At 63.7% G+C, this 25296-nt stretch carries 30 protein-coding genes; 18 read left to right on the top strand and 12 right to left on the bottom strand.

Going from position 1 to position 25296, the window contains the following annotated elements; genetic code table 11:
• Nucleotides 1-16: 16 nt before the first annotated feature.
• Nucleotides 17-1219 (bottom strand): pyridoxal phosphate-dependent aminotransferase, encoded by a 1203-nt coding sequence (locus tag FIU89_RS12895; protein ID WP_152492972.1) that lies wholly within the window; start codon nucleotides 1217-1219, stop codon nucleotides 17-19.
• A gap of 99 nt (nucleotides 1220-1318) precedes the next feature.
• Here FIU89_RS12895 and FIU89_RS12890 point away from each other — a divergent pair, with 99 nt between their 5' ends.
• From FIU89_RS12890 to FIU89_RS12880, 3 genes are all read left to right on the top strand, one after another.
• On the top strand, nucleotides 1319-1714 hold the full coding sequence (locus tag FIU89_RS12890) for a helix-turn-helix transcriptional regulator (RefSeq protein WP_152494513.1): 396 nt from the start codon (nucleotides 1319-1321) through the stop codon (nucleotides 1712-1714).
• Between the two features lie 8 nt (nucleotides 1715-1722).
• Nucleotides 1723-1980 (top strand): succinate dehydrogenase assembly factor 2, encoded by a 258-nt coding sequence (locus FIU89_RS12885; RefSeq protein ID WP_152492971.1) that lies wholly within the window; start codon nucleotides 1723-1725, stop codon nucleotides 1978-1980.
• A gap of 108 nt (nucleotides 1981-2088) precedes the next feature.
• The gene (locus FIU89_RS12880; protein ID WP_254701672.1) at nucleotides 2089-2589 is read left to right on the top strand and encodes a MarR family winged helix-turn-helix transcriptional regulator; all 501 of its coding nucleotides are present in this window, start codon (nucleotides 2089-2091) and stop codon (nucleotides 2587-2589) included.
• 110 nt (nucleotides 2590-2699) lie between these two features.
• Here FIU89_RS12880 and FIU89_RS12875 read toward each other — a convergent pair whose 3' ends face one another.
• The 6 genes from FIU89_RS12875 to FIU89_RS12850 all read right to left on the bottom strand — a co-directional run bounded on the left by FIU89_RS12875 (nucleotide 2700) and on the right by FIU89_RS12850 (nucleotide 7664).
• Nucleotides 2700-3443, bottom strand: coding sequence for a DUF1194 domain-containing protein (locus FIU89_RS12875; protein WP_152492970.1), 744 nt, complete (start codon nucleotides 3441-3443; stop codon nucleotides 2700-2702).
• Entirely contained in the window at nucleotides 3440-4144 is a 705-nt protein-coding gene (locus tag FIU89_RS12870) for a DUF1194 domain-containing protein (protein ID WP_254701671.1), read from the bottom strand. The genes FIU89_RS12875 and FIU89_RS12870 overlap by 4 nt, the downstream gene beginning before the upstream one ends.
• Complete coding sequence (locus FIU89_RS12865; protein WP_152492969.1) at nucleotides 4141-4755, bottom strand: DUF1287 domain-containing protein; 615 nt, start codon at nucleotides 4753-4755, stop codon at nucleotides 4141-4143. Before FIU89_RS12865 ends, FIU89_RS12870 begins: the two co-directional genes overlap by 4 nt.
• Nucleotides 4755-5183 carry a VOC family protein gene (locus FIU89_RS12860; protein WP_152492968.1) on the bottom strand — a complete coding sequence of 143 codons (429 nt, stop codon included), beginning with the start codon at nucleotides 5181-5183 and terminating at the stop codon, nucleotides 4755-4757. The genes FIU89_RS12865 and FIU89_RS12860 overlap by 1 nt, the downstream gene beginning before the upstream one ends.
• A gap of 80 nt (nucleotides 5184-5263) precedes the next feature.
• A complete protein-coding gene (locus FIU89_RS12855; RefSeq protein ID WP_152492967.1) occupies nucleotides 5264-6703 on the bottom strand; it encodes a hypothetical protein in 1440 nt (479 codons plus the stop codon).
• A complete protein-coding gene (locus FIU89_RS12850) occupies nucleotides 6630-7664 on the bottom strand; it encodes a thymidylate synthase (protein ID WP_254701670.1) in 1035 nt (344 codons plus the stop codon). The genes FIU89_RS12855 and FIU89_RS12850 overlap by 74 nt, the downstream gene beginning before the upstream one ends.
• Before the next feature lie 171 nt (nucleotides 7665-7835).
• Between FIU89_RS12850 and FIU89_RS12845 the strand changes: the two genes are divergently transcribed.
• The 4 genes from FIU89_RS12845 (at nucleotide 7836) to FIU89_RS12830 (ending at nucleotide 10145) form a co-directional block, all read left to right on the top strand.
• Nucleotides 7836-8627 (top strand): thymidylate synthase, encoded by a 792-nt coding sequence (locus FIU89_RS12845; protein WP_152492966.1) that lies wholly within the window; start codon nucleotides 7836-7838, stop codon nucleotides 8625-8627.
• Entirely contained in the window at nucleotides 8627-9115 is a 489-nt protein-coding gene (locus FIU89_RS12840) for a dihydrofolate reductase (RefSeq protein ID WP_152492965.1), read from the top strand. The genes FIU89_RS12845 and FIU89_RS12840 overlap by 1 nt, the downstream gene beginning before the upstream one ends.
• Nucleotides 9116-9393: 278 nt before the next feature.
• Nucleotides 9394-9672, top strand: coding sequence for a hypothetical protein (locus FIU89_RS12835; protein ID WP_254701669.1), 279 nt, complete (start codon nucleotides 9394-9396; stop codon nucleotides 9670-9672).
• 176 nt (nucleotides 9673-9848) lie between these two features.
• On the top strand, nucleotides 9849-10145 hold the full coding sequence (locus tag FIU89_RS12830; protein ID WP_152492964.1) for a hypothetical protein: 297 nt from the start codon (nucleotides 9849-9851) through the stop codon (nucleotides 10143-10145).
• 36 nt (nucleotides 10146-10181) lie between these two features.
• Here the strand turns inward: FIU89_RS12830 and FIU89_RS12825 are convergent, their stop codons facing one another.
• On the bottom strand, nucleotides 10182-10388 hold the full coding sequence (locus FIU89_RS12825; protein WP_057790118.1) for a cold-shock protein: 207 nt from the start codon (nucleotides 10386-10388) through the stop codon (nucleotides 10182-10184).
• Between the two features lie 209 nt (nucleotides 10389-10597).
• Here FIU89_RS12825 and FIU89_RS12820 point away from each other — a divergent pair, with 209 nt between their 5' ends.
• Both FIU89_RS12820 and FIU89_RS12815 read left to right on the top strand, forming a co-directional pair.
• The gene (locus tag FIU89_RS12820) at nucleotides 10598-10909 is read left to right on the top strand and encodes an arsenate reductase family protein (RefSeq protein WP_152492963.1); all 312 of its coding nucleotides are present in this window, start codon (nucleotides 10598-10600) and stop codon (nucleotides 10907-10909) included.
• Between the two features lie 18 nt (nucleotides 10910-10927).
• Entirely contained in the window at nucleotides 10928-11296 is a 369-nt protein-coding gene (locus FIU89_RS12815) for a hypothetical protein (RefSeq protein WP_152492962.1), read from the top strand.
• Between the two features lie 110 nt (nucleotides 11297-11406).
• On the opposite strand, the gene thrS is transcribed toward FIU89_RS12815, so the two are convergent.
• Nucleotides 11407-13386 carry a threonine--tRNA ligase gene (thrS, locus tag FIU89_RS12810; protein ID WP_152492961.1) on the bottom strand — a complete coding sequence of 660 codons (1980 nt, stop codon included), beginning with the start codon at nucleotides 13384-13386 and terminating at the stop codon, nucleotides 11407-11409.
• A 330-nt stretch (nucleotides 13387-13716) separates the two neighbouring features.
• Here thrS and FIU89_RS12805 point away from each other — a divergent pair, with 330 nt between their 5' ends.
• From FIU89_RS12805 to FIU89_RS12785, 5 genes are all read left to right on the top strand, one after another.
• Complete coding sequence (locus FIU89_RS12805) at nucleotides 13717-13902, top strand: hypothetical protein (protein WP_152474385.1); 186 nt, start codon at nucleotides 13717-13719, stop codon at nucleotides 13900-13902.
• A 24-nt stretch (nucleotides 13903-13926) separates the two neighbouring features.
• Nucleotides 13927-15162 carry an MFS transporter gene (locus FIU89_RS12800; RefSeq protein WP_152492960.1) on the top strand — a complete coding sequence of 412 codons (1236 nt, stop codon included), beginning with the start codon at nucleotides 13927-13929 and terminating at the stop codon, nucleotides 15160-15162.
• Nucleotides 15163-15326: 164 nt separating this feature from the next.
• Nucleotides 15327-15506 carry a hypothetical protein gene (locus FIU89_RS12795; RefSeq protein ID WP_152492959.1) on the top strand — a complete coding sequence of 60 codons (180 nt, stop codon included), beginning with the start codon at nucleotides 15327-15329 and terminating at the stop codon, nucleotides 15504-15506.
• A gap of 71 nt (nucleotides 15507-15577) precedes the next feature.
• On the top strand, nucleotides 15578-16330 hold the full coding sequence (locus FIU89_RS12790) for a carboxylesterase (protein WP_152492958.1): 753 nt from the start codon (nucleotides 15578-15580) through the stop codon (nucleotides 16328-16330).
• 133 nt (nucleotides 16331-16463) lie between these two features.
• Nucleotides 16464-17192, top strand: coding sequence for an alpha/beta fold hydrolase (locus FIU89_RS12785; RefSeq protein WP_152492957.1), 729 nt, complete (start codon nucleotides 16464-16466; stop codon nucleotides 17190-17192).
• Nucleotides 17193-17530: 338 nt separating this feature from the next.
• On the opposite strand, the gene phaZ is transcribed toward FIU89_RS12785, so the two are convergent.
• Nucleotides 17531-18829 carry a polyhydroxyalkanoate depolymerase gene (phaZ, locus tag FIU89_RS12780; protein ID WP_152492956.1) on the bottom strand — a complete coding sequence of 433 codons (1299 nt, stop codon included), beginning with the start codon at nucleotides 18827-18829 and terminating at the stop codon, nucleotides 17531-17533.
• Between the two features lie 159 nt (nucleotides 18830-18988).
• Between phaZ and phaC the strand changes: the two genes are divergently transcribed.
• Both phaC and FIU89_RS12770 read left to right on the top strand, forming a co-directional pair.
• Nucleotides 18989-20797 (top strand): alpha/beta hydrolase, encoded by a 1809-nt coding sequence (gene phaC / locus FIU89_RS12775; RefSeq protein ID WP_152492955.1) that lies wholly within the window; start codon nucleotides 18989-18991, stop codon nucleotides 20795-20797.
• Nucleotides 20798-20957: 160 nt separating this feature from the next.
• Nucleotides 20958-21416 carry a phasin family protein gene (locus tag FIU89_RS12770; RefSeq protein WP_152492954.1) on the top strand — a complete coding sequence of 153 codons (459 nt, stop codon included), beginning with the start codon at nucleotides 20958-20960 and terminating at the stop codon, nucleotides 21414-21416.
• A 162-nt stretch (nucleotides 21417-21578) separates the two neighbouring features.
• Here the strand turns inward: FIU89_RS12770 and FIU89_RS12765 are convergent, their stop codons facing one another.
• Both FIU89_RS12765 and FIU89_RS12760 read right to left on the bottom strand, forming a co-directional pair.
• On the bottom strand, nucleotides 21579-21971 hold the full coding sequence (locus FIU89_RS12765) for a hypothetical protein (protein ID WP_152492953.1): 393 nt from the start codon (nucleotides 21969-21971) through the stop codon (nucleotides 21579-21581).
• 198 nt (nucleotides 21972-22169) lie between these two features.
• Nucleotides 22170-22883: a DNA helicase gene (locus FIU89_RS12760; RefSeq protein WP_152492952.1), complete on the bottom strand. Its 714-nt coding sequence runs from the start codon at nucleotides 22881-22883 to the stop codon at nucleotides 22170-22172.
• A gap of 446 nt (nucleotides 22884-23329) precedes the next feature.
• Here FIU89_RS12760 and FIU89_RS12755 point away from each other — a divergent pair, with 446 nt between their 5' ends.
• Entirely contained in the window at nucleotides 23330-24037 is a 708-nt protein-coding gene (locus FIU89_RS12755; RefSeq protein ID WP_254701668.1) for a L,D-transpeptidase, read from the top strand.
• A 299-nt stretch (nucleotides 24038-24336) separates the two neighbouring features.
• Nucleotides 24337-25287: a hypothetical protein gene (locus FIU89_RS12750; protein ID WP_152492950.1), complete on the top strand. Its 951-nt coding sequence runs from the start codon at nucleotides 24337-24339 to the stop codon at nucleotides 25285-25287.
• The last annotated feature ends 9 nt before the right edge of the window (nucleotides 25288-25296 follow it).

Below are 25296 nucleotides of genomic sequence, written 5' to 3'. Positions count from 1 at the left end.
TCAATCGCCTGACCCATTACGACAATTTTCCGCAAAAGTCCGCTATCCGGGCGCAGGCCTCCTTCAGGGCGGCATCCGATGTGGCGTAACTGACACGGAAATAGGGCGACAGGCCGAAGGCCGCGCCATGCACCACCGCGACGCCGGTTTCCTCAAGCAGCGCCGTCACGAAGGCCTCGTCGCTGTCGATCGCGGTGCCGCCCGCGCTCGTCTTGCCGATCAGTCCTTGAATCGAGGGATAGACATAGAACGCCCCCTCGGGCCGCGGGCAGGTGATGCCCGGGATCGCGTTCAGCGCGTCGACCACAAGGTCGCGCCGCCGCACGAAGATCGCGTTATGGGGGGCAAGGAAATCCTGCGTGCCGTTCAGCGCCTCGACCGCCGCCCACTGGCTGATCGAACAGGGGTTCGACGTGGATTGCGACTGGATCTTGCGCATCCCCCCGATAAGCACCTCGGGCCCGGCGGCATAGCCGATCCGCCAGCCGGTCATCGCGTAGGCCTTGGAAACCCCGTTGCAGGTCAGCGTGCGTTCGTAAAGGCCCGGCTCGACCTGCGCCGGCGTGCAGAAGCGGAAATTGCCATAGGCCAGGTGCTCGTACATGTCATCGGTCATCACCCAGACATGGCTGTGCCGCATCAGCACATCCGTCAGCGCCTTCAGGTCGTCCCACGAATACCCCGCCCCGGTGGGATTGGACGGCGAATTGAAGATGAACCAGCGGGTCCTGGGCGTGATCGCCGCCTCCAGCGCCTCCGGTGTCAGCTTGAACCCGGTCTCGATCCCCGCCTCGACGATCACCGGCGTACCGCCCGCAAGCGTCACCATGTCGGGGTAGCTGACCCAGTAGGGCGCGGGGATCACCACCTCGTCGCCGGGGTTCAGCGTGGCCATCAGCGCGTTATAGAGGATCTGCTTGCCGCCCGAGGCGATGCTGACCTGCGCACGCGTGTAGTCCAGCCCGTTGTCGCGCTTGAACTTGGCGCAGACCGCGTCCTTCAACTCGGGGATGCCATCCGGCGCGGTATAGCGCGTCTTGCCCTCCTCGATGGCGCGGATGCCCGCCGCGCGGATGTTTTCCGGCGTGTCGAAATCCGGCTCGCCCGCGCTCAGGCCGATCACGTCCTCGCCCGCGGCCTTCATTTCCAGCGCCTTGGCGGAGATCGCCATGGTCGGCGAAGGTTTCACTTGGGCCAATGTCGCGGATAGCGGATTCATGTCGCACCTCGGGTGGTTTTTCGGCTGTGGTCTTCGTAGGTCATGGCCCGTATGCTAGGCAAGACGCATTCGATGGGCCACGCCCCGGAAAGGAAAACCATGACCGCCGAAACGCAAAACGACTGGTACGATCCCGAGGCCACCACGTTCGGTGACCGCCTTGCGGGCGCGCGCGAGGCGGCGGGCATGACGCAAAAGCAGATGGCGCAGCGCCTCGGCGTCAAGCTCAAGACCCTGCAGGGCTGGGAAGACGACGTGACCGAACCGCGGGCGAACAAGCTTTCCACCATTTCGGGGCTGCTGAACGTCAGCCTGCGCTGGCTTCTCATGGCCGAGGGCGACGGCCCCGACGCCCCCACCGACGCCGCCGAGGATGCGGACGTGACCGCCCTCGTGACCGAGATCCGCGCCCTGCGCACCCAGGTGGTCGGCACCGCCGAACGCCTTGGGCTGCTTGAGAAAAAACTGCGCAAGGCCCTGCAGGACCGGGTCTGATCCGGCCCGTGACCGAGACCGGCGACACCAGGCTGAAGCGGCTGCGCATGCGGTCGATGCGGCGCGGCACCAAGGAGATGGACATCCTGCTGATGCGCTTTTCCGAGGCGCGTCTGGCCGCGCTGTCCCCGGCCGAACTGGATCTCTACGAGACGCTGCTGGAAGAGAACGACCAGGACCTCTACCAGTGGGTCACGGGGCAGACGCCGCCGCCGCCGCACCTGGCTGACCTGATCGGGCAGGTCCGGGCCGTCTCCGCCGGCTGATTCAAGCCCCGAAATAGTTCGCATTTTACGCGGTATTGGCGGCATTTAACCGATTATTCGGCTTTCTTTGTCACATCGGTCTCCGAGCAGTAGCGCACGGAGACAGTGATGAGTTTTCAACAACAGATGCCGACCGCTGTGCAGTCGGATGGATTCATGGCGGGGTATCTCGATGCGCTGTCACTGGTGGAGCGGCTGCACCGGCTGCTTCTGGATGTCATCAAGGACGAGTTCGAGCGCATCGGCGTGCTCGAGATCAACGCGGTACAGGCGCTGCTGCTGTTCAATGTCGGCGACAACGAGGTCACGGCGGGTGAGTTGAAGACCCGCGGCTATTACCAGGGCAGCAATGTCAGCTACAACCTCAAGAAGCTGGTCGAGATGGACTACATGCACCACCAGCGCTGCGAGATCGACCGCCGCTCGGTCCGCGTGCGGCTGACGCAGAAGGGGCGGGGCATCCACGACGTGGTGGCCGGCCTGTTCGAACGGCACGCCGAGGGGCTGCAATCGCGCGGCGTCATCAGCCATGACGGCATCGACCAGATCACCGGCGCCCTGCGCCGGGTGGAACGCTACTGGAGCGACCAGATCCGCTATATCTACTGACCCGTCTCGCGGGAAACCGGCGCCCCGGACATTCGCGAAACGGCGCGCCCTTTCCGGTTGATGACCGCGTCACGCCCTTCGCTGAAACCCCGGGTCGGACGCGATACACTTCAAGGCAGGCGCAGGCCCGCGGGCTGCGGCGGCACGAGCCGGGACAGGTTCGGCAGTTGCAGCTCGCGCACCAGCTTGCGGCGCATGGCGGCGGCGAAATCCGCGTGGTCCCGCGCGGTCTCGGCAAAGGCGCCGGGCCCGTGCAGGACGAAGGCGCGGAAATAGCCTTCCAGAGATTTAACGTTATGCAGGTTCTTCGACGTGTTCGACCGCGATTCCGGCCCGATCACCAGCCCGTTGACGGTCACGTCGCCAAGATCACCCTCGGTCAGATCGCGCGGGTGCAGCCCGATATTGGCCGGCCCGTCGCCCGAGATGTCCAGCGTCCGGCGCAGGCACCCGGCCTGCCGGTTCAGCGCCGCCACCCCGAACAGGACCGCCGCGCTGATCGCCGTGGTGGGATCGTCGCCCTTGGCCTTCTGCGTCGCGCGCAGGCGGGCAGCGACCTCGGCCAGACGCGCCGCGCCGTCGATCTCGGTCCAGTCCAGCAGCACGCGCTGGTCCCGCACGCCGCTCCACTCGTAGATCATCAGCCGCACAGAGGCCTCGGGGACCGCAAGGAACGCCTCCTGCACCTCCGGCGCCAGCAGCGCCGCGGCCAGCCCGTCGGTTTGCAGCCGGTACTCATCCGCATCGACCGATCCCGACACGTCCATTCCCAGCGCCAGCGCCTGCCGGCACTCGGCTTGGCCCAGCCCCGGCCACAGCGCGGCACTGGCCAGCACCAGCGCCCGCAACCTCATCCGTGCGGTCCGGGCCGCGTCACGCTGCCCAGGATGATATCGTTGATTTCACGGTAAAGTTTGCGGGTCATCGCCTCGGTGAACTCGTCGAACCCGTTGGCCACCACCAGAAACGCCCCCGGTCCGTGCAGCACCTCGGCCCCGTACCAGGTCAGCACGCTGGGGTCCTCGCCCAGCACCACCAGCCCGTTCACCGTGACGTTCTGCATCGGGAAATGCCGGTAGGCCTCGCGCGGGCCATAGCGATAGTTGTTCACCCCGTCGCCCGACACGTCGATCACCCGCCGCTCGCAGACCGGCCCGTTTTGCAACAGGCTTGCGCCGTACCCCAGCGCCGGCCCCATCGAGGTGGGAAACTCGTCATGGCTGCGGCGCATCTTCAGCAGGGTCTCAACCGCTGCATCGATCGCGCCGGGGCCGTCCAGCACCGTCCAGTCCAGTTGCAGCTTGTGCTGGTAGAACCCGGACCATTCGTAGACCGCCAGGGCCACGTGCCCCGGTGCGCCCCGCAGGATCGCGTGGCGCACCTCCTCGGCATCGAGGGCCGCGGCCAGGCCGACCCGTTGCAGATCGTACTCGGCCGCGTCCACCGACGACGACACGTCGACCGCCAGCACCAGCGCCAGCCGGCACCCCTCGGCCCCCGCCCTGAGCGGCATCAGCGCCAAGAGCGCAAGGGCCAGGACGCGCCACACCCTCATTGCGTCAACGCCCGCAGGCGCACGCGCGCGGCTTCATCCAACCGCGCGCGCAGCACCATGTCATGGTCAAACAGAATGTCCTCGGTCCGGGTGCCCCAGCCGATGTTGTGCGTCACCAGCGGCCGCGCGCCATCGGCACTGCGCGTCTCGGCCACGATCCCGATATGCGGCAGGCCCGACCCGGCCAACCGCCAGCTGACGATATCGCCCGGCGCGAAATCGTCCGGGTCGTCGCTCGGACCCTCCGCCGCGCCGATCCGGCGCAGCAGGGTTTCCAGGTTCGGCACCCGCCGGTGGTCGATGTTGCGGTCGGTCGTGGAAAGGCCCCAGAGGGCGGGGTAGGCGGCGAAATCGGCCTTCATGTCGCGGTTCACCGCCAGTTGCAGGTCGATCCCGTGCGCAGCGCGCAAGGCCCGGATCACCACGTCGGTGCACACGCCCCGGTCGCGCGGCACGTCGCCGCCGGGAAAGTCCAGCCCCACATAGGACGGATCGTAGATCACCGTCACGCCCACTTGCTTCGCTGCCGCCTCGGCCAGCGCGTCGGCCAGCGCCGGGGCAGGGGCGGCCAGCACCGCCACCGCGATCAGCGGAAGACGGTGCAGACCCATCACCAGTGCCCGGTGCTTTCCATACTGGCCCAGGGCTCTGCCGGCTCCAGCGCGTCGCCCGCTTGCAGCAATTCCACCGAGATGTTGTCGGGGCTGCGCACGAAGGCCATGCGCCCGTCGCGGGGCGGACGGTTGATTGTCACGCCGTTGTCCTGCAGGTGCTTGCACATGTCGTAGATGTTATCGACCGAATAGGCCAAATGCCCGAAATGCCGGCTGTCATCGGGCAGATCGTCGTCGCCGTCCCAGTTCCAGGTCAGCTCGACCGGGCATTCCTCCTGTCCCGGCGGCGCCATGAAGATCAGCGAAAAGCGGCCCTCGTCGCTGTCCATGCGCCGGGTCTCCTTCAGGCCCAAGAGTTCGTAGAAGGCCATGGATTTTTCCAGGTCCTTCACCCGGACCATCGTGTGCAGGTATTTCAGCGCCATAAGCGTGCGGCTCCTTTGTACTTGATTTCCCCACCACAGTTAGCCGAAAGCACCGCGCTGTCCAGAGCGGGGCGGGGGCCTCAGAATTCCGAGCGGATGCCGAAACTGACCGAGGTTTCGTCCACGTCGAACCGGCTGATGTTGGAATCCGTCGCCTCGGTATTCACCGACACGGTGGGCACGAAGCCCAGATAGCTCCAGTCCTGGAAGGTCGCCGTGACGCCGCCGAAGGTGCTGTTGTCGCTGCGCCCGCCGGGGACGGGGCCGATGATGCGGTACTTGTCGTACTCGACAAGGCTGTGGCCCAGCTGAAAGCTGATGAGAGCCGGCCCGATCTCGCGCCCCATCGTGTAGCTGACGATCCCGGTCCACTGGTCGCGCGCGCGGTTCACCCCGTCCGTTTCGGTGGTGCGATAGTTCAGGTATCCGCCGATCCGCGCACCATTCGCCAGCCTGTAGCTCAGCTGCGCGAAGCCTTCGTATTGCATGGCGTCGTTATAGGGCCAGGTCTCGTCTTCCTGGAACTCGACCGCCCCGCCAAAGCCGAGGCGCGTGTTCTCGCCAAGGCGATTGTGCCGTTCGACCCCCAGCCGCGCGAAATCGTAAAGCGGGCTGTCGCCGTACCAGACGCGCCCGCCGGTCAGGTCGAATTCCCACTGGCCGCGCTTGGATCCGTCGACCGCCAGATGGTTCACCCCGACCTGCAACCGCGAGGACGAAATGTCCGACCCGCTCAAGCCCGGCACGGCATCGTTGAACGTCACCTGCCGCGTATAGGCCCGCCCGGTCAGCCGCGTCATGTACCGCTCGCCGTAGGCGATGCGATAGCTGCCCTGCAGATCGGTGGTGGCAATGATCCCGTCGATCGCCTGCGCGCTGGGCGACAGCACGCCCACCACCGGCACGCCGTCGATGATGTTGTAGGGGCTGTTGGATCCATTGTTGACGTTGTCGGACGGCGAGATCGAGAATTTCAGGTTGAAATTCAGCGGGTTGTGCGCGCGCACGGTGCGGAACGCCTTGATCGACTCCTGGCGCACGTCTTCGGTCGGCGCGTGTTGCACCGCGCGGCGCAGCCAGAACTGCGACAAGGTCAGCCGGTCGTCGGCATAGGCCATCTGCGAGGCCAGCTGCGCGGCCTCGTATTTCTGCACCTCTGTCTGGGCGGTGTTGAACGCCTTGCGCGCGGACTTGCGGCCAAACCCGTAGGCCTTGACCTGCGCGAATGCCAGCGCCTGCGTGTAATGCGCCTGCCCGTCGCGCGGGTTGACGTTGAGCAGACCTTCGCTCAGCTGATAGGCCAGCTTCGGGCGGTCTTGCTTGATCGCCTGCACCGCCAGCGCCTGCGCCTGGGGCAGGGTCATCTCAACGCCGTCTTCGGCCGGGGCCGAAAGACCCCAGGCCGACAGCGCCGCGATCAGCGCAAACGCGGCCGTGGCGCGTGCGTTACGGGTTCGTGCCGGCACAGCCAGTGGCGTCTTCGACAGGTTGGCCACATTGGTCGAGCACGAAAACGCCATATTCCTCTTCGTTTTCGAGGCCGAGCGGGTTGTTCGGTCCGTCGAATTCATCCAGGTGGATGACGCCCGCAACGCCGGACGCGTTCGTGCCTCCGAAAATACCACCGTAATCGCCAATCTTCTGGCCGATCACGTTTTCACCGGGAAAATCGCCCTGCTCGTATTCGGCCTGACCGACGAAGGTACCATCGGAGCTTATCGGTGTGTTGACCAGGACGATCGAGGGCAGCGCGGTGCCGCCGTCCACGATCGTACGTTCGATGATGTTTCCTTCGACCGTAGCGTCATCTCCGAAATTTGCCTGAAGCTCCACGCGCCCGGTGACCTCGGCCGCCTGGGTCGGAACAAGGTCCGGGTCCAGACCGGCCGGAGGGGGCGTGAGATCTTCGCCGCTTCCGGACAGGTTCGTGACGCCTAGGTAGTTACCCGCATAGCTGACCTGGCCCGTTGCCGGCGAAAAGTCACCGTCCCGCTCGTAGTACCCACCCCCGAAAAACCGGTTGCGCACTCCTCCCGATGCGCCCGTACCGGCTCGAACACCTGAGTTGTTGTTGGCTTCTGCGACGTAGATCGTATAGTGACGGTCGCGCCCGTCGTCCTGGAACGTATAGGCTTGGTACCCGTTCCGATCCAGGCCGGGGCGCCGTCTGTACACGAGAGGATCGTCGCCTCCGTCCAGCGTCAGCCCCTCGACCGTCAATGTCTGCGTCGCCGCATTGTAATTGAGACGGGTCAGGTCCCCGGCCAGCGCGGTCGGGATGCCTGCGTCGGTCGGGTTGTCACCGTCCCCGCCGGTTCCGGGGTCCGGCGCCGCGGGGTCGGGGGTGAACGGGTTGCTGCCCCCGCCGCATGCCAGCAGGAACGCCGGCAGCACGAGTGATGCCACGAAACGGTTCATGATGAGTACTGCCCTCAATATGTGGTCGTTTTTGTATTGTTTTGCCCGAGAGTCGGCGCGCAAGCCTGCAAAGTCAAAGTTTTTTTCATGCGCCGTGGCAGGAAAATCAGGCTGTGTTGCCCCGCAACCGCCACCCGATCTGGAGGATTGTTTGCGCCGCCCCGCAAGATATAGTGGGGTGCGACTCGCATTAGTTGTCCGCGCCCCGCAAATGCCCAACGGCGGAAAGACCCGATGAAGCAATATCACGACGCATTGGCCCATGTGATGACCCATGGCGTGCCCTCGACCGACCGGACCGGCACCGGCACGATCTCGGCCTTCGGGCTGCAATCGCGCTATGCCATGGCCGACGGCTTTCCGCTGGTGACCACCAAGAAACTGCACCTGCGCTCGATCATCCACGAGCTTCTGTGGTTCCTCTCGGGCGAGACCAACATCGCGTACCTGAAGGAAAACGGCGTTTCCATCTGGGATGAATGGGCGGACGCGGACGGCGACCTCGGCCCCGTCTACGGCCACCAGTGGCGCCACTGGCCGGGGCCGGTGGGCGAGATCGACCAGATCGAAACCCTGATGCAGATGATCCGCGAAACCCCCGACAGCCGCCGCCTGATCGTCTCGGCGTGGAACCCGGGCGACGTGCCCGACATGGCCCTGCCGCCCTGCCACACGCTCTGGCAGGTGCGCATCGCGGGGGGCAAGCTGCACCTGCAACTCTACCAGCGGTCCGCCGACATGTTCCTGGGCGTGCCGTTCAACATCGCCTCCTACGCGCTCTTGCTGCACATGCTGGCCCATGTCACCGGCTACGAACCCGGCGATTTCGTCCACAGCTTCGGCGACGCACATATCTATTCCAACCATGTGGATCAGGTGAAACTGCAGCTCTCCCGCACGCCCAAGCCGCTGCCGACGCTGCGCATCACCCGGGACGTCACGTCGATATTCGACTTCCGCTTCGAGGATTTCGAGATCACCGGCTACGACCCCGACCCGCATATTTCTGCCCCGGTGGCAGTCTGATGATCTCGCTTGTGGTGGCGACCGACCGCAACCGCGCTATCGGGCGGCAGGGGGGCATCCCGTGGCACATCCCCGCCGACCTCAAGTTCTTTTCGCGCGAGACCACCGGCACCGCCTGCATCATGGGCCGCCGCACGTGGGAAAGCCTGCCCGAGCGCTTCCGCCCCCTGCCGAACCGCCTGAACCTCGTGGTCTCCTCCGGCACGCCCGAGGGCGCTGAGCATGTCCACCCTTCCATCGACAGCGCCATCGCCGCTGCGCATGATGCCGGCTACGCCCATATCTGCGGCATCGGGGGGGCGGGGATCTACGACGCACTTCTGCCCCGCGCCGACCGACTGGTGATCACCGAGGTCGACCTGGCCGTCGAGGACGCCGACACGTGGTTCCCGGAGTATGAGGCGGCGGAGTGGGAGGAAACGACACGCTTCGTGCTCCAGTCCGACGACCCGCGCTGCGAGGTGGTGGAGCTTCTGCGCAAACGCTGATCAACCGCTCCGCCCGGCTCTGCCGGGCCGCGCCCGACCTCCCCACGGAGGGCGCGTTTGCGACGTCAGACCCAGGATGACCGGCGCGAGTTTGCGGGCGAGACCACCCGGATCGGACCCACCAATGCGCCCTCCAGGTCGGGCGCGTCCCGGCAGAGCCTCCCTCCACGCACTGGCACCACGCGCCGCCACATTAGAAATTGACACATTCCCGCCATCGCGTACCATATCTGGTATCCGTGGGACGGGATAAAAAATTCATAGCGAACGAGGACCTTATGCGCATTCTTAAACCCATCGTGGCCGCTCTGGCCATGACCGCCATCGCCGGGCCGGCGCTCGCCGAGGCCAAGATCTACCCTTATCATTCCAAGGAAAACTATTGCCCCTACGGCCTGCAGCCGATCACCATTTCCGGTGTCATCTGCTGCGGCAAGCCGAACCAGACGCAAAGCTACAAACAGGTCATGCAGCACCCGGCGCCCAAAAAACGGCACTATGTCCACAAGGCCCGCCAGTCCTACAACTGTGCCGAAGGGCAGAAGGGCTGCTTCTGATCCACCGCCGGGGCATGTGAAATCCGGGGAAAGGGCGCATCGGGGGTGCGCTCTTTTTTCGTGTGGCGGTGGCGGTCCGGCGGGCGCGGTCGTATATCTTGCGTATATACGCGCACTATACTTGTCGTCATGAATCTGTTACATGTCGCCTCCCGGTGATTTACAGGAGTAGCCCCATGTTCAGGTGTATCGTCCCCGTCGCCCTGGCCGCCCTCGGCGCCGTTCCGGCGGTTGCGGCCAGCCCCATCGCGGACATTCTCTGCGCGCCAAGCCACAGCCTCACGCAGAAGCTGACCCGCCAGTTCGGCGAGTCGCGTCTCGCACGGGGCACCCAAGGTCCCGATCAGGTCATGGAGGTCTGGACGGATGACAGCGGCGGCTGGACGCTGGTGGTGACGTATGCCACCGGCACGTCCTGCATCGTCGCAATGGGGGAAAATTGGGACGTTGTTCAGGCCGACAACCCGGCCTGAACCGCTCTTTCGCGTCGCACACACGCTCGGGCGGTTTCAGACCGCCTTCAGATTGACCGCCATGGGCCGACCGTCGCGGCCTTCCTGAAGCTCGTATTCAACCTTCTGATTGTCGGCCAGGCCGGTCATTCCGGATTGTTCCACCTGACTGATATGCACGAAGACGTCCTTGCCGCCTTCTTCCGGGGCGATGAAACCATAGCCCTTCGTCGTATTGAACCATTTAACGGTGCCTGTCGGCATTCCGCTTCTCCTTCTTGCCGTTCTATTCCCCGGGTATGCCGGGCCATGCGGCCAAGGGAGCCTCTGCTGGCCCCCGGCACGTCGGCCGGAGGTTGCAAGACCAAGACCACGGTAATGAAGATTGTGCACAGCGTGTAAAAAGCAAGTGAAACACGGCGGGCCAATGCTTAGGTAGGGGTCACCTGATGAAAACGTGAGCGGATGACACCATGATCCTTTACGGGCTGAAAACCTGCGACACCTGCCGCAAGGCGCTGAAATCTCTTGAAAACGCCGGGTTTCGCGATGTCCGCGCCGATGGCGTGCCCGCCGACGTGCTGCGGGCGGCGCATGGAAAATTCGGCGCAGCCTTGCTCAACACCCGCTCCACCACCTGGCGCGGCTTGTCCGAGGCCGAACGCGCGGGCGACCCGCTCGACCTGCTCGCGGCGCATCCCACGCTGATGAAACGCCCGCTGATCGACGATGGCGGCACGCTCTACCTCGGCTGGGGCAAGGACGTGCAGGCGGCGCTGACGTAACGAACAAAGGAGACCGCCATGCGCAACGCGGCACTTGTTTTGGGCATCATCGGCGGCTGCCTTGCCCTGGTCGTGGGCTTCTTCACCTTCGGCTACACGGAGTTCATCCGGGAATACGGCGAGGTCGAGGGTCTGGCCACCGCGCTCGACCGCGAGGGGCTGGTGCGCACCGCCAGCTTCGTCTCGCCGCTTCTGGCCATCGCCGGGGCGGCCATGTCCAAGGCTCGCGCGCTCTGGGGCGGCATCCTGATGCTGATCTCGGCGGGATTGATGACCTACACGTTCGGCATCGGGCCCTTCACGCTTTTCCCCATCGGTTTCGTCGGGCTGGCGGGCCTCTTGGCCGTCGGCGCCGGGAAACCCGATGAGCCCAAGGCGCATTTCTAGACGTCAGCCGACACAAGCTCACCCCGCCCCGGCCCCCAAGCCGGGGCCTCGCGCGGAAGGGCAGGAGGCCCCGGGTCAGGCCCGGGGCGCGCGGTTCCTTGCAATAGGCGTCAAGCCAGGTCGGGCGGCGTCGCGTCCTTGGCCAGCGCGGCGGTGACCTCCTCCAAGCTCTGCACGCTGGTCTGCTTCTCGCCCAGGCGGCGCACCGACACGGTCTTTTCCTCGACCTCGCGCATCCCCACGGCCAGGATCACCGGCACCTTGCCCACCGAATGTTCGCGGACCTTGTAGTTGATCTTCTCGTTGCGCAGATCCGCCTCGGCCCGCACGCCCGCGGCCTTCAACTGATCCACGACCTCCAGCACATAGTCATTGGCCTCGGACACGATCGAGGCCACGACCACCTGCCGCGGGGCCAACCAGAAGGGCAGCTTGCCTTCCCAGTTCTCGATCAGGATGCCGATGAACCGCTCGAAGCTGCCCAGCGTCGCGCGGTGCAGCATGTAGGGCCGGTGCTTTTCGCCATCCGCGCCGATATAGGTCGCATCCAGCCGCTCGGGCAGGTTGGGATCCACCTGGAACGTGCCGCATTGCCAGACCCGGCCGATCGCGTCGGTCAGGTAAAAGTCCAGCTTGGGGCCATAGAACGCCCCATCCCCCGGCTCCAGCGTATACTCACGCCCCACCGCCTTGATCGCGTTCTCCAGCGCGCCTTCGACGTAATCCCAGGACTCGTCGCTGCCCACGCGCTTTTCGGGGCGGGTGGCGAACTTGATCTCGAACTCCGGGAAACCCAGCTCGCGGTAGACATCCGCCAAAAAGTCGATGAACCGCGCGCATTCCTCCTGGATCTGCTCTTCGGTGCAGAAGATATGCGCGTCGTCCTGGGTGAACCCGCGCACCCGCATGATCCCGTGCAGCGCGCCCGACGGCTCGAACCGGGCACAGGAGCCGAACTCGGCCAGCCGCAGGGGCAGGTCGCGATAGGATTTCAGACCCTGGTTGAACACCTGCACGTGGCAGGGGCAGTTCATCGGCTTCAGCGCGTTGATCCGCGTCTGATCCTTGTTCTTGACGCTGGCGTCGTCATCCTCGCCGTCGCGGCTTTCGTCCACCTCCACGATGAACATGTGGTGCTGGTACTTGTCCCAGTGGCCGGACTTTTCCCACAGCTTGCGGTCCACGACCTGCGGCGTGTTGATCTCGCGGTATCCGCCCGCGCGCTGCTTGCGGCGCATGTAGTCCTGCAACTGGGTATAGATCGTCCAGCCATTGGGGTGCCAGAACACTTGGCCGGGCGCTTCCTCCTGCATGTGAAACAGGCTCATCTCTCGGCCCAGCTTGCGGTGGTCGCGCTTTTCCGCCTCTTCCAGGAAATTCAGATACGCCTTCAGCTTTTCCTTGCCGGTGAAGGCCACGCCATAGATCCGCTGCAGCATCTGGCGGCTGGAATCCCCGCGCCAATAGGCCCCCGCAATGGACATCAGCTTGAAGGCATCCGCGGGCACCTGGCCCGTATGCTGCAAATGTGGCCCCCGGCACAGGTCTTGCCAATGCCCGTGCCAGTACATACGCAACGGCTCGTCGCCCGGAATGGCCTCGATCAGCTCCACCTTGTAGGGCTCGCCATTGTCCTTGTAGTGCTGCACCGCGCGGTCGCGTTCCCACACCTCGGTGCGGACAGGGTCGCGCAGGTTGATGATCTCGCGCATCTTTTTCTCGATGGCACCCAAATCCTCGGGCGTGAACGGCTCGGCTCGGTCGAAATCGTAATACCAGCCATTCTCGATCACCGGCCCGATGGTGACTTTCGTGTCGGGCCAGATCTCCTGCACCGCCCGGGCCATGATATGCGCGAGGTCGTGGCGCACCAATTCATTGGCGGCCTCCTCGTCCTTCATCGTATTGATGGCGATCTGCGCGTCGCGCTCGATGGGCCAGGCCAGATCCCAATGCTTGCCATCGACATGTGCCGAAATGGCCTTCTTGGCCAGCGAGTTGGAGATATCGGCGGCCACTTCGGCGGGGGTGATCCCAGCGTCGTATTGCCGCGCATTGCCATCGGGAAGAGTAAGGGAGATCTGAGCCATGTCTGGCCTCCTCGTCAGTTTGGCGCCCACGGAACGCCCGGTTGCGGGTTATGGTCTTGGCCCGGGTTGTGGCGCGGGTCGGGGGGCAAGTCAAGCGCGGCTTGCCCAAGCTGGGCGCTCCTCTCGCCGGGACGACCGGCCAAACGCGGATTCGGTGTGCAAACGTATGCGAATCCGCCTTGCCGCGTCGCAGCGCACCCTTCTGAAAGCCTCTGATAAAGAACGAAAAATTCCCCTTTACGATCTGCCGAAATCTCCTATATAACAATATCTAAACGTGCATTCAGGTTTGCTTATCGCACGTAACCGCATCGGAAGGAGCAGAAAAACATGGCCCGCTACAACGACACATTCGAACTTTCCGTCGAGGACATGGACCTGATCGAAAGCGCACTGCACAGTTCGAAGGTCAACCAACCCGAGCCGGTGACCCGCCGCATCCACGACCTGCTGGGCCGCCTGCACAATCAAAAAGTTTTTTACCGTCCCAAGTCCGCGCCCTATGTCGGAGGCTAACCAGCCTCAACGACACGGTGCGCAGTGCAAGGCACATTCGAACGACTGACAGGACAGGAAAGTGACAAGGCCGAGGCCCGCAACGGGCTTCGGCATATCTTTTCCCTCAGCCTCACCAAAATCGCCGACGGTCTCATCGACCCCAAGCTGGTGCTCAGCTGGCTTCTGGGTGTCCTCGGCGCGCCGGGAAGCATAGTGGCCCTTCTGGTGCCGTTGCGCGAGGCCGGGGCGCTTTTGCCGCAAGTGCTGCTGGCGCCGTGGCTGGAACAGCGCAAGCAACGCCGCTGGATGTGGGTCGCGGGCAGCGCGGGGCAGGGGGCCATGGCCGCCGGTATCGCCGCCTCGGCCATTTTCCTGCAAGGCTGGGCAGCGGGGCTCGCCATCTGCGTGCTCTTGGCCACGCTGGCGATTTTCCGCGCGGCCTGCTCGGTCTCCTACAAGGACATCCTGGGCAAGACCGTGGGCCAGACCAAGCGCGGCGCGGTCACCGGCATGGCCGGCTCGGTCGCGTCCATCGCGGTGCTGGTCTTTGCCGGGCTGATGCTGTCGGGCCTCATACAGACCAAAGCCGCCGTGATCGCCGCCGTCGCGCTCGCCGCCTGCCTATGGGTCGCCGCGGCCGTCATCTTCTCGACCCTCGACGAGAACGACAGCACCCCGCAACAGGACACCGGCCTGCACCGCTTCCGCGACGTGATCCGCGAAGACGCGAACCTGCGCCGCTTCATCCTGGTGCGCGGCCTGCTGACCGCCACCGCGCTTGCGCCGCCGTTCCTGGCCGTGATGACCACCCAAGGCGACGACGACAAGCTGCGCACGCTGGGCGCATTGCTGGTGGCCTCCGCGGCGGCGGGGTTCGTCAGTTCCTATGCCTGGGGCTGGCTCGCCGACCGCTCCAGCCGCCTGATGCTGCTCGCGGCGGGGCTTCTGGGGGCGCTGGCCATGGCGGCGGGCGTGGCCGCCAACCTTGCCGGATGGGCCCAGACCACGGCCATCATCCCCGGCGTGCTCTTCGTGCTGATGATCGCCTACCACGGCGTGCGACAGGCGCGCTCGACCTACCTTGTCGACATCTCGCCCGAGGATCGGCGCACGGTGAATTCCGCTGTCGCCAACCTGGCCATCGGGATCATCCTGCTGCTGGCCGGCGCCTTCGGCGGCGCGCTCAGCTGGGTCGGCCCCAATGCCGCCCTCATCGGGTTCGCGGCGATGTCGGCGCTTGGCGGGCTGGCCGCGCTGGGGTTGCGGGATGTCACTTGACTGTATACCACCGCATACAGTTGTATCGCGCTGTATTCGTCAGTATGCAGGTGTTGACTGTAACATATTGTGACATAAAGAGAATTTTCATTTCCAATTGAAATGCTAACTTTATTGCACGGCCTTACGGGTCTCAGACGCGGACAAAGAAAACGGTAGAGTAAATGGCACGTTTCGATAGCAGCTCCGACACCTCCGATGATGCGGGGGATGCGGATGATCCCGATCAAGCAGCGGGAACCACCTATCTCGGCTTCCCGGCCAGTGCGGTCCCCGACAAACCGGGGCAGGAGCGGGAATACACGCTCGACCGCATCGAGCGCACGATAGGCTCCATACTCTGACCACCGCTGGCGGCTTGAAACGCCGCCCTTAGGGTGACAGGTTCCTTTCAAACCTCGAAAGGGAACCCAAGATGTCAGAGATCAAGATGCTGACCTCGCCGCAAGGGCGTCGTCTGGCCTATCACAAGACCGACGGAGACGGGCCGGGCGTGGTCTTTCTCGGCGGCTTCAAATCCGACATGGAAGGCACCAAGGCCCTCAATCTCGAAGACTGGGCCAGGCGCACGGGCCGCGCCTTTCTGCGGTTCGACTATTCCGGACACGGCCAAAGCGGCGAAGCCTTCACCGATGGTTGCATCGGCGACTGGGCGGCGGACGCCCGGGCCGCGATCGAGGAACTGACCGACGGCCCGCAAATCCTCGTCGGCTCCTCCATGGGTGGCTGGATTTCCCTGCTCATGGCCCGCGCCATCCCCGACCGCATCGCCGGCATGGTCACCGTGGCCGCCGCCCCCGATTTCACCGAGGACAGCATGTGGGCCGGCTTCACCGAGGCGCAGCGCGCCGAGTTGAAGGCCAAAGGCCGCCTCGCGTTGCCCAGCGAATATGACGAGCCCTATATCATCACCCACCGCCTGATCGAGGACGGGCGCGACAACCTCGTCCTGCGCTCGGACCTGAAACTGCCGTTCCCGGCGCGCTTCCTGCAAGGCACCGCCGATGCGGATGTGGACATGTCCGTGGCCCTGCGCCTTCTGGACCACGCCAAGGGCCGCGACATGCGCCTCACGCTCGTGGACGGCGCCGATCACCGCTTTTCCGATCCCGACTGCCTCGCGCTCATCATCCGCTCCATCGAGGACGTGCTGGAGCGCATCGCGTGAGCGCCGACACCTTCCCGACCGGATCGGCGGATTGCCGTAGCCCGCGCGAGTTTTCTTGGTTTTCCCGCGCGCCTGTGGCAGAATCGCGTCCATAAAACAGCGCAAAGCGCGCGGGCAGGTTAAGGAAAAAGCGATGAAGGACCCCTTGGTGTTTCTGCCGGGCATGATGTGTGACGCACGCGTCTTCGGCCCCCAGATGACGGCGCTCAGCCCCGACCTGCCGGTAACTGTCGCGCCCATTTCCCACGGTGACCGGATCGAAGAAATCGCCTCGGGCCTCCTCGACCACCTGCCGCGCCGCTTTGCGCTGGCGGGGCTGTCCATGGGCGGGATCGTGGCGCTGGAAATCGTGCGCCGCGCGCCGGACCGGGTGACGCGGCTCTGCCTGATGGACACCAATTCGATGGCCGAGACGCCGCAATCGGCGGCGAATTACGAACCCGTCGTCACCAAGCTGCGGGCGGGCTTCATCGACCAGGCCGTGTCGGCACTGTTGCGGCCCGAGCACCTGGCCCCGAATGCCGAACGCACCTCGATCCTGCACATGGTCACCAAGATGGCCGAGAACCTCGGACCCGAGGCCATCACCCGCCAGGTCCGCGCCCTGCAGCGGCGCCGCGACTACCAGGCGACCCTGCGCAAGATCCACGTGCCGACGCTGGTGATGTGCGGCGTGCATGACACGCTGACCCCGGTCAAGCGGCACGAGTTCATGGCCGGTCTCATCCCCAACGCCGAACTGGCGCTGGTGCAGGACGCCGGGCACCTGCCGACGCTCGAATCCCCCGAGGCCGTGACGGCCGCGCTGCGCGTCTGGCTGAAACAGCCGCTGGTGCTGCACCGGCGGGTCGAAGCGGGGTAGGGCGGGTCAACCTGACCGTTCAGCCTGTCATCCTCGGGCTTGACCCGAGGATCTGTGTGACTACGAGATCCCGGATCAAGTCCGGGATGACCGGTGTTTGACTAAGCCGCACATCGACGGGCCGCGGTGCGGCGATCCAACCGCAATTCTGAGCACTTTATTTCCGCCAAATCCGAAGAGCATTCGAACGGTGCGCCCAACTCGACCAAATCACCGTGCCGGGGGGCGGCCCGGCGATGCGCGGCGGCGCGGCCTTGCCGCGCCTTTGTTCCGCGCGTGGACAAAGACAGGGGGCATCCCGGACCTGATCCGGGATCTCTCCGCCCAAGCGCGCCGCTTCACTCCGCCGCGATCTTGGCCTTCTTCTTGTCCTTGCGCGACTTCGTGCGGCTGCGCGCCGCCGGGTCCTCGGAATTGGCGTCGATGAAATCCAGCACCAGGGGCCGGATGTTGTTGCGCCAGGACCGGCCCGCGAAGATGCCGTAATGGCCCGCCTCGGGCTCCAGGTGGCTGGCCTTCATGTCGTCCGGCAACCCGGTCAGCAGGTCCAGCGCCGCCACGCATTGCCCAGGGGCCGAAATGTCGTCCTTGCCGCCCTCGACGGTCTTCACCGCGACCTTGCTGATCGCGCCGATATCCACCTTGTGGCCATCGACCACGAATTCGTTCCTGGCGATCTCGCCCGCCTTGAAGATGCGTTCGACCGTCGAAAGGTAGAACTCCGCCGGCATGTCCATGACCGCCAGGTATTCATCGTAGAACTTGTTGTGCGGGTCGCGGTCGCTGGCCTCGCCCTGCGCCACGCGGGTGATCTGGTTCATGAAGGCCTGGCTGTGCCGCTCGGCATTCATCGACATGAACGACGCCAGTTGCAGCAGGCCGGGATAGACCTTGCGCCCCACGCCGGGATACTTGAACCCAACGCGCTGGATCATCGTGCCTTCCAGTTGGCCCATGGTCACGCTGTGGCCGAAATCCGTCACCTCGGTCGGCGTGGCATCGGGGTCGATCGGCCCGCCGATCAGCGTCAGCGAACGGGGCTGCGCCTCGGGGTCCTGCTCGGCCAGATAAGCGGTGGCGGCCAGGGTCAGCGGCGCGGGCTGGCACACCGCAATGACGTGCAGGTCATTGCCGAGATGCCGCATGAACTCCACCAGGTAGAGCGTGTAATCCTCGACATCGAACTTGCCTTCGCTGACCGGGATGTCGCGGGCATTGTGCCAGTCGGTGACGTAGACCTCGCAATCGGGCAGCAGCGACTTCACGGTCGAGCGCAAGAGCGTCGCGTAATGCCCCGACATCGGCGCCACCAGCAGAACCCGGCGGTCCATCTCGTCGCGCCCCTGCACGTTGAAGTGGATGAGGTCGCCAAAGGGCTTTTCCACCACCGTCTCGATGCTGATCAGGTGATCGCGCCCGTCCTCGCCGGTGATCGACTCGATCCCCCAGTCGGGCTTGGCGACCATCCGCTGGAACGCGCGTTCGGTCACTTCGCCCCAGGCGGCCAACCACTGAAATGCAGGGTTTGGGGTCAGCGCGAAGATGGGGTAAGATGCCATGGAATAGGCCGTCGCTCCCAGCCACTGGTTGGTGTTGCGGATGGTTTCCATCAAGTCGTAGGTGGCCATGTAACGCATTACTTACTCCTTCGGCCCGACCGACCGAGTTGGTTCCATTCGTCGCAGTCCCGCAGGCCCCGGGGACCTGTATAGGCGGGGCGACGTTAACACTTGCATACCAGACGCAGGCCTCCTGCGCCATGCTGCACGGCAGAAAGATTAGAGGATTTCGTGGAAATGGCAACGCCCGACACCGCTGATGAAAAAAATCTGGAGCGGATGAACGAAAATCTCGAAAAGGTCGAAGCCTTGTCACAAAGGCTCGTGCAGGCGCTCAGCCACCGCAATCCGCCCATGCCCGAACTGAACGGTCCGGGGCAGGATCTTTATGCACGTGCAGCAGCCTCCTACTGGCAGGCGCTGATGGAAAACCCCGGCAAGATCTATGAACAGCAGCTGGAATACTGGGGCAAATCCGTGCGCCATTTCATGGAGGCGCAGCAATCGCTGCTTCAGGGCCACCCCCCGTCCGACGCTGACGAAGACGATCCCGACCCGCTGGAGGGCGACAAGCGATTCACGAATCCCCTGTGGCGGACGCACCCCTATTTCCGGCTGGTGAAACAGCAATATGCGCTCAACCGGCAGGCCGTGGAAAAGGCCGTGGCCGAGGCCGACGACCTCGACCCCAAGGACCGCAAGCGCCTGAACTATTTCGCGCAGCAGATCGTCGACATGATGAGCCCGACGAATTTCCTGAGCACCAACCCCGACGCGCTGGAACGCGCCATCGAGACCGAGGGCGAAAGCCTGGTGAAGGGGCTGGAGAACCTGGTGTCGGACCTTGAGGCCAACAATGGCGAAATGGTCGTGCGCCTGTGCGACGAGGAGGCCTTCAAGCTGGGCGAGAACGTCGCCGTGAGCGAAGGCGAGGTGGTCTATCGCAACCGCCTGATGGAGCTGATCCAGTACAGCCCCACCACCGCGCAGGTGCACAAGACCCCCGTGGTGATCTTCCCGCCCTGGATCAACAAGTACTACATTCTCGACCTGAAACAGGAAAACAGCCTGATCAAGTGGATCACGGATCAGGGCTACACGCTGTTCGTCGTGTCCTGGGTCAACCCCGACGCGTCCTACAGTGACGTGCTGATCGACGACTACATCGAGGAAGGCTTCCTGACCGCCATCCGCGAGGCCAAGGCGATCACCGGCGAGAAACAGGTCAACGCCGTGGGCTACTGCATCGCCGGCACCACGCTGCACCTGACGCTGGCGCTGATGGCCAAGCGCGGCGACACGTCCGTGAAATCCGCCACCTTCTTCACCGCGCTCACCGATTTTGGCGAGCAGGGCGAGTTCGTGCCCTTCCTGCAGGACGATTTCGTCGACGGAATCGAACGCGAGGTGGAAGAGCAGGGCATCCTGCGCTCGTTCATCATGGGTCGCACCATGTCCTTCCTGCGCTCCAACGACCTGATCTACAAGCCCGCGATCCGCAGCTACATGATGGGCGAGACCCCGCCCGCCTTCGACCTGCTCTACTGGAACGGCGACGGCGCCAACCTGCCGGGCGCCATGACCAAGCAATACCTGCGCGACCTCTGCCAGGCCAACGCCTTCGTCACCGACGGCATGACCGTCTGCGGCGAAAAGGTGCATATCAGCGACGTGACCGTGCCGATCATGGCCGTCACCTGCCAAAGCGATCACATCGCCGCCTGGCGCGACTGCTACCGCGGCTTCCTGCAGACCGGATCGACCGACCGCAGCTTCATCGTGTCCGAGTCCGGCCACATCGCCGGCATCGTCAATCCGCCGTCGAAAAAGAAGTACGGCTATTACATGAACAAGGACCTGCCGCCCACGCCCGAAGAATGGCTGGAGGGCGCGACCGAGCGTGAAGGCTCCTGGTGGCCAACGTGGGAAACCTGGCTGCGCAAGCGCTCGGGCACCAAGGTAAAGGCCCGCAAACCGGGCGATTCCGAGCATCCCAGCCTTGGTCCGGCGCCCGGAACCTACGTTTTGCGCAAGGCAACTGCCTGACGCGAAACGCTTTTTTAGATCGTGTGAAAGTTTTGCTGCAGTGCAGCAAAAAGGGTTGCAATGCTGCAATGCAGCATCTATATATGTTGCAGATGCAAAGAGCGGACCAACCGCCTGCAAAACGAACACGACTGAAACCGAACAGTAAGGAGCCAAACCAATGGCAAAAGCACAAGCACAAGACATCAACGCGATGATGAAAGACATGATGGGCGCATTCCCCGTCGACACCAAGGCGATGGAAGAAGCGTTCAAGAACCAGGCCGCCCTGAGCGAGAAAATGTCGGGCGTCGCGCTCGAAGCCGCCACCAAGTCGGCCGAGCTGTCGGGCAAATGGACCCAGGAAACCCTGTCCAAGCTCAGCGACGTCACCAAGGCGAAATCCGAGCCGGCAGACTACGCCAAGGCCATGACCGACTTCGCGTCGGCCAATGCTGAATCGGCTGCCGAGCACATGGCTGCCTTCGCCGAGATCGCGAAGAAGGTCCAGATGGACACGGTCGAGCTGATGATGGCTGCTGGAAAAGACCTGCAGGAAGATGCGTCCAAGGCCGTGAAGAAAGCCACCGACGACATGACCGCCGCGGCCAAGAAAGCCTCGACCACCGCTGCCAAGTAAGCGGAGCCGGTCAACGGTTTAACGAGTACGGGTCAACTTCCTCCCTTTTGGCCCGGATCACCGAAGGGCGAGCCTCACCGGCTCGCCCTTTTTCGATGTCAGTATTTCGGGGTGGACAGCCAGAAGGCGACACGGCTGACGAGAAACGGACGCCGAGCGTTTTCAGGTGCTGCCGATGTAATTGCAGCCGAACCGACGTTGCATCTCGCGATGCGTTGCTCCTCGAAGCGCGTCAGCCTCGGCGTTGATGCTTTCAAGGTCGGCCACCAAATCAGAGGAAGCACGGTCCGGCGAGATTCTGGCAACCATGGCTTTTGCCTGTAGCCGCGCAGAGGTCCGCATGGCCGGTTCAAACATCGCATGAGCGGCACGGGCATTGGTCTCTGAACTTGCCAGCGTTGCCGCGATCGCGCAGCGATAGCTCATCGAGCCACTGCCATCCTTCACCTGAAAGGTATAAACCGCAGTCTCGGACGCGATTGCCCGGACATAGCTGATACCCGTTGCTGCCAGTATTCCGAACCCGATTGCGAGTGTGACCATTCCGGTTTTCATCAATCCCTCCAAAGAATTGCTTATGGTTGAAAATAAATTTTTTAAAGTTGTAAGGTAAATTCCTTAGCTGAACGTTAATGGCAAAGCGTGGCGAAATTTGGGCACCACCCTCCGGACCATCGCCAATTTACGTCAACCGGGCGCTATGCGGAGGTTGCGGACATTCACCGAACGTCCGCAAAGGAGCCTAGGCAGGCCTCATGCCGCCTTCTCCAACCGGATTTCGCCATCATGCAGGAAGCACCGCTTGTCGAAAAGTGACAGATCGACGGGGTTGGGCAGCCTCACATTTTCGATGTTTGGCATGCCGCGGGACGATAGCTCAAAAGCGCGGTCGATCTGCGAGAGCAGAACCACGATCGCCCCTCGTCCGATGGCAAATTCCTTGAGCGCTCGGATTTGTTCTTCAAGCGGAGGATGGCTTCGCCGTTGATCCAGGAGCTGCAGGTAATCGACAACGACCAGTGCATCACAAGGCGCATTATCGAGGCACTCGATAATGTAGGCCGCGCAAATATCGTCCGAGGTATCAACGACGATTGAACGGGCGTTTGCATCTTGGTCGAATCCAAGTTTCGCAAACCGATCCCAGACATCCACTTCATTGTAATCCAATGAATAAACGTAACCTTTGCGACGGGTTTTCTCAGCCAATGCGGCCAGCTCCAACCCAAGCAGGGTTTTCCCGTGACCGGGGCGCGCACCGATCAGCACCAACTCGCCTGAATTGAGCTGGCTCAAAACGTCTTTGGCGGGTGTTGAATTGGAATAGCTGGACGCCAGGTGGCTCCAGTCCCTGAAGCCCTCTTTGCGCGCAAGCTGGTTGAGTGCCTTGTGAAGCTTGATGCCATTGTCGCGCGCGAGCAGTTTTGCTTGACGCTTGAGTGTGTAGATTGGTGAAGACAGTTTCATCTTGAACCTCCAATTTCGAGCGGTCTACGCAATCCCTCCTTATGCGCGTGCTCGAACGGGATAGGTTCGAAATCGTGTCGCTCCGCATGTCGAATGCTGCCCCAGTGGAGGGGGGAGGCCCGAGCAAGGCCATGCGCAATGCTACCCGTGCCTGTGAGAATACTCAATTGGATTTCGGTCATTCGCCACACGCTGACGCGTGATCAGGATGGGCACCCTCCGGACCATCGCCAACTGACGTCGACCGGCCGCTATTCGCCGGTCGCGGGAACTCCTTTGTGACCCCATGACCACACCTCCGGGACCAAGTGATTGCCATCAGGTCGCAGCGGCGTAAGGTGACCCCAAATCGCAACGACTCATCGGACTGACCCATGCCCATTGCCGCAGCAAGAAATTTCGTTCTCCTGGCGTGCAGCCTTCTTCTCGCTGCCTGCGCGGGAACGATGCCCTCGGACACACCCGGCGGGGCAACCTACCCCGAATACGGCGAAATGCAGGAAGGGCACATCACCATCGACGCGATCGACCCGCAATACCTGCGCGAGCCGAACCGGCGTAAATCCGTGACATACCAGGGCGACGAGGCGCCGGGCACCATTGTCGTCGACCCCTACGCCAAGTTCCTCTACTTCGTCGAAGGCCCCGAAAGCGCCATTCGCTACCCCGTCGCCGTCGGTCGCGAAGGCCGCGGTTTCAGCGGCCGGGCCACCATCGGGCGCAAGGCGGAATGGCCGGGCTGGACGCCCACCGCCAACATGATCCGATCCGACCCCGACGCCTACGCGCCCTTCGCCAAGGGCATTCCCGGCGGCAAGGCCAGCCCGCTCGGCGCCCGCGCGCTCTACCTCTACCGCGGCGGTCGCGACACCTATTACCGCATCCACGGCACGAACGACCCGGCCACCATCGGCAACCAGGGCAGCGCCGGATGCATCCGGCTCTTCAACCAGGACATCATCGACCTTCACGCACGCGTGGATGTAGGCGCTCCGGTCGTGGTGCGCAGCTACGAGGAGTCCGTGGCGGCGGAAGGTGTCGAGACGGCGAACCGGGGCGGCGAAATGGTCCCGAAACCTGTCGATCCGGAAAGCGTCTATGCCTATGTCGCCGAAGAACAGCGGCGCAAGGCCGAGTACGAAGCCAGCCAGTGAGGCGCCACGCATCCGGGCGACGGCAGGCGTGTGGTGCGATGACAAGCGCCATGACGCTTTCAAAAGACCGGGCCTGACCCGCTCTCCAGGCTTCGCCATGGCCGCCCGCGTGTCATTAAGGTGAACCCGACGCCGGCTGTCATCCGACGACGCGCCGCGCTTTCGGCGCGCCCGGTGTCCGGAATGAACCGGTCATCCGGGGCAGGGCAAATGGCTCGGCCGACCCGTTCCCGCGGATTGCAAGAGATTGACCGTATTCCAGTCTTCGTGTTGACGCGATTGCCGACCAGAAGGGCCGCATGACACTTCTGTTCGCATTCGGACTCCTCCTCGCGGCTTTCTACATGGGCGTCGCGAACGGATTGATCCCCCACAAGCCCGGTGCGTCCCGGCGTGGTGCGAGGGTCATGATCGTGGCGGGTGTTGTGGCCTTCGCGATTTGGGAATTCGGCCAATCCACCACCGCCGCCATGACGGCCGTAACCCAGGTGTTCGCGATCTTGTTCATGGTGCTGGTTTTCCTGCTGGGCCTGGGTATCCTGCTTGGCGCTCAAGTGGCGCGGCTCCGGACAAAGAGCACGACACGCACCCTTGCGGTCTGTGCGACGATGGCGGTTCCCGCCGCGCTCTGCGGATTGGCGGCGTATCAGCTTGAGCGTCACCGGGAAGCCGAAGAAGCCGCCAAGATAGCAGCCCGAAAGGCGTTCCGAAGCCAGACACTCAGCGCGAATTTCGGCGCACATTCCGTGACCTTCCCGGTAAGCCCGGGATTGACGATCAGGCATTTCTGCAAAGATCAAAGCCGGGTCTGTGTGACCAGCTGGTTAGCGGAAGGTATCAACCAGGCGCCAGCCGATGATCTGGTCCTGGTTTCGATGCAATTTTCAAGCATCACCAGTTTCGCGGAGGAATTCACCACGTGGTGCGCCAGCCGATCCGATATTGCGGATACAGCCTGGTGCGAACGGCACCGGACACGCGATTTCACGCTTCAACTGCAAGGCCGGACCCGCGCGCCCTGGGGACAGGCCCAGGGTGCCGAACCCTTTGAAGCGCCCGAGCAAATCAAGTCACTTGCGTGTTGGGATCATTGGAAAGGGCGCTATTGCCGCGCCACCATCGACGTTGCTCCGGGAATCGAGGCGCATGTCCCGTCGCATGGCCTGACGCCTGATGACGCAGGCCGGCATGCCCTCGAAACACTGCCCGCAATCAATCGGCTTTGGCAGGCCATGACGCAAGGCGAATGATCCGCCGCG

Origin of the sequence: Roseovarius sp. THAF27 (genome assembly GCF_009363655.1) — a bacterium.
In the GTDB taxonomy this organism is placed as follows: Bacteria; Pseudomonadota; Alphaproteobacteria; order Rhodobacterales; family Rhodobacteraceae; genus Roseovarius.
Note: the sequence above shows the minus strand (reverse complement) of the source record. Positions and strands in the feature narration are given on the sequence as shown.

Excerpts from the sequence above, each read along its gene's own strand:
- FIU89_RS12750 (WP_152492950.1), top strand. The coding sequence starts at position 24,337 with ATGACACTTCTGTTCGCATTCGGACTCCTCCTCGCGGCTTTCTACATG.
- FIU89_RS12870 (WP_254701671.1), bottom strand. The coding sequence starts at position 4,144 with ATGAGGGTGTGGCGCGTCCTGGCCCTTGCGCTCTTGGCGCTGATGCCG.
- FIU89_RS12895 (WP_152492972.1), bottom strand. The coding sequence starts at position 1,219 with ATGAATCCGCTATCCGCGACATTGGCCCAAGTGAAACCTTCGCCGACC.
- FIU89_RS12820 (WP_152492963.1), top strand. The coding sequence starts at position 10,598 with ATGATCCTTTACGGGCTGAAAACCTGCGACACCTGCCGCAAGGCGCTG.
- FIU89_RS12860 (WP_152492968.1), bottom strand. The coding sequence starts at position 5,183 with ATGGCGCTGAAATACCTGCACACGATGGTCCGGGTGAAGGACCTGGAA.
- FIU89_RS12790 (WP_152492958.1), top strand. The coding sequence starts at position 15,578 with ATGTCAGAGATCAAGATGCTGACCTCGCCGCAAGGGCGTCGTCTGGCC.
- FIU89_RS12830 (WP_152492964.1), top strand. The coding sequence starts at position 9,849 with ATGTTCAGGTGTATCGTCCCCGTCGCCCTGGCCGCCCTCGGCGCCGTT.
- FIU89_RS12865 (WP_152492969.1), bottom strand. The coding sequence starts at position 4,755 with ATGGGTCTGCACCGTCTTCCGCTGATCGCGGTGGCGGTGCTGGCCGCC.
- FIU89_RS12855 (WP_152492967.1), bottom strand. The coding sequence starts at position 6,703 with ATGGCGTTTTCGTGCTCGACCAATGTGGCCAACCTGTCGAAGACGCCA.
- phaC (WP_152492955.1), top strand. The coding sequence starts at position 18,989 with ATGGCAACGCCCGACACCGCTGATGAAAAAAATCTGGAGCGGATGAAC.
- FIU89_RS12815 (WP_152492962.1), top strand. The coding sequence starts at position 10,928 with ATGCGCAACGCGGCACTTGTTTTGGGCATCATCGGCGGCTGCCTTGCC.
- phaZ (WP_152492956.1), bottom strand. The coding sequence starts at position 18,829 with ATGCGTTACATGGCCACCTACGACTTGATGGAAACCATCCGCAACACC.
- FIU89_RS12755 (WP_254701668.1), top strand. The coding sequence starts at position 23,330 with ATGCCCTCGGACACACCCGGCGGGGCAACCTACCCCGAATACGGCGAA.
- FIU89_RS12845 (WP_152492966.1), top strand. The coding sequence starts at position 7,836 with ATGAAGCAATATCACGACGCATTGGCCCATGTGATGACCCATGGCGTG.
- FIU89_RS12770 (WP_152492954.1), top strand. The coding sequence starts at position 20,958 with ATGGCAAAAGCACAAGCACAAGACATCAACGCGATGATGAAAGACATG.
- FIU89_RS12835 (WP_254701669.1), top strand. The coding sequence starts at position 9,394 with ATGCGCATTCTTAAACCCATCGTGGCCGCTCTGGCCATGACCGCCATC.
- FIU89_RS12825 (WP_057790118.1), bottom strand. The coding sequence starts at position 10,388 with ATGCCGACAGGCACCGTTAAATGGTTCAATACGACGAAGGGCTATGGT.
- FIU89_RS12805 (WP_152474385.1), top strand. The coding sequence starts at position 13,717 with ATGGCCCGCTACAACGACACATTCGAACTTTCCGTCGAGGACATGGAC.
- FIU89_RS12795 (WP_152492959.1), top strand. The coding sequence starts at position 15,327 with ATGGCACGTTTCGATAGCAGCTCCGACACCTCCGATGATGCGGGGGAT.
- thrS (WP_152492961.1), bottom strand. The coding sequence starts at position 13,386 with ATGGCTCAGATCTCCCTTACTCTTCCCGATGGCAATGCGCGGCAATAC.
- FIU89_RS12880 (WP_254701672.1), top strand. The coding sequence starts at position 2,089 with ATGAGTTTTCAACAACAGATGCCGACCGCTGTGCAGTCGGATGGATTC.
- FIU89_RS12765 (WP_152492953.1), bottom strand. The coding sequence starts at position 21,971 with ATGAAAACCGGAATGGTCACACTCGCAATCGGGTTCGGAATACTGGCA.
- FIU89_RS12875 (WP_152492970.1), bottom strand. The coding sequence starts at position 3,443 with ATGAGGTTGCGGGCGCTGGTGCTGGCCAGTGCCGCGCTGTGGCCGGGG.
- FIU89_RS12785 (WP_152492957.1), top strand. The coding sequence starts at position 16,464 with ATGAAGGACCCCTTGGTGTTTCTGCCGGGCATGATGTGTGACGCACGC.
- FIU89_RS12760 (WP_152492952.1), bottom strand. The coding sequence starts at position 22,883 with ATGAAACTGTCTTCACCAATCTACACACTCAAGCGTCAAGCAAAACTG.
- FIU89_RS12890 (WP_152494513.1), top strand. The coding sequence starts at position 1,319 with ATGACCGCCGAAACGCAAAACGACTGGTACGATCCCGAGGCCACCACG.
- FIU89_RS12840 (WP_152492965.1), top strand. The coding sequence starts at position 8,627 with ATGATCTCGCTTGTGGTGGCGACCGACCGCAACCGCGCTATCGGGCGG.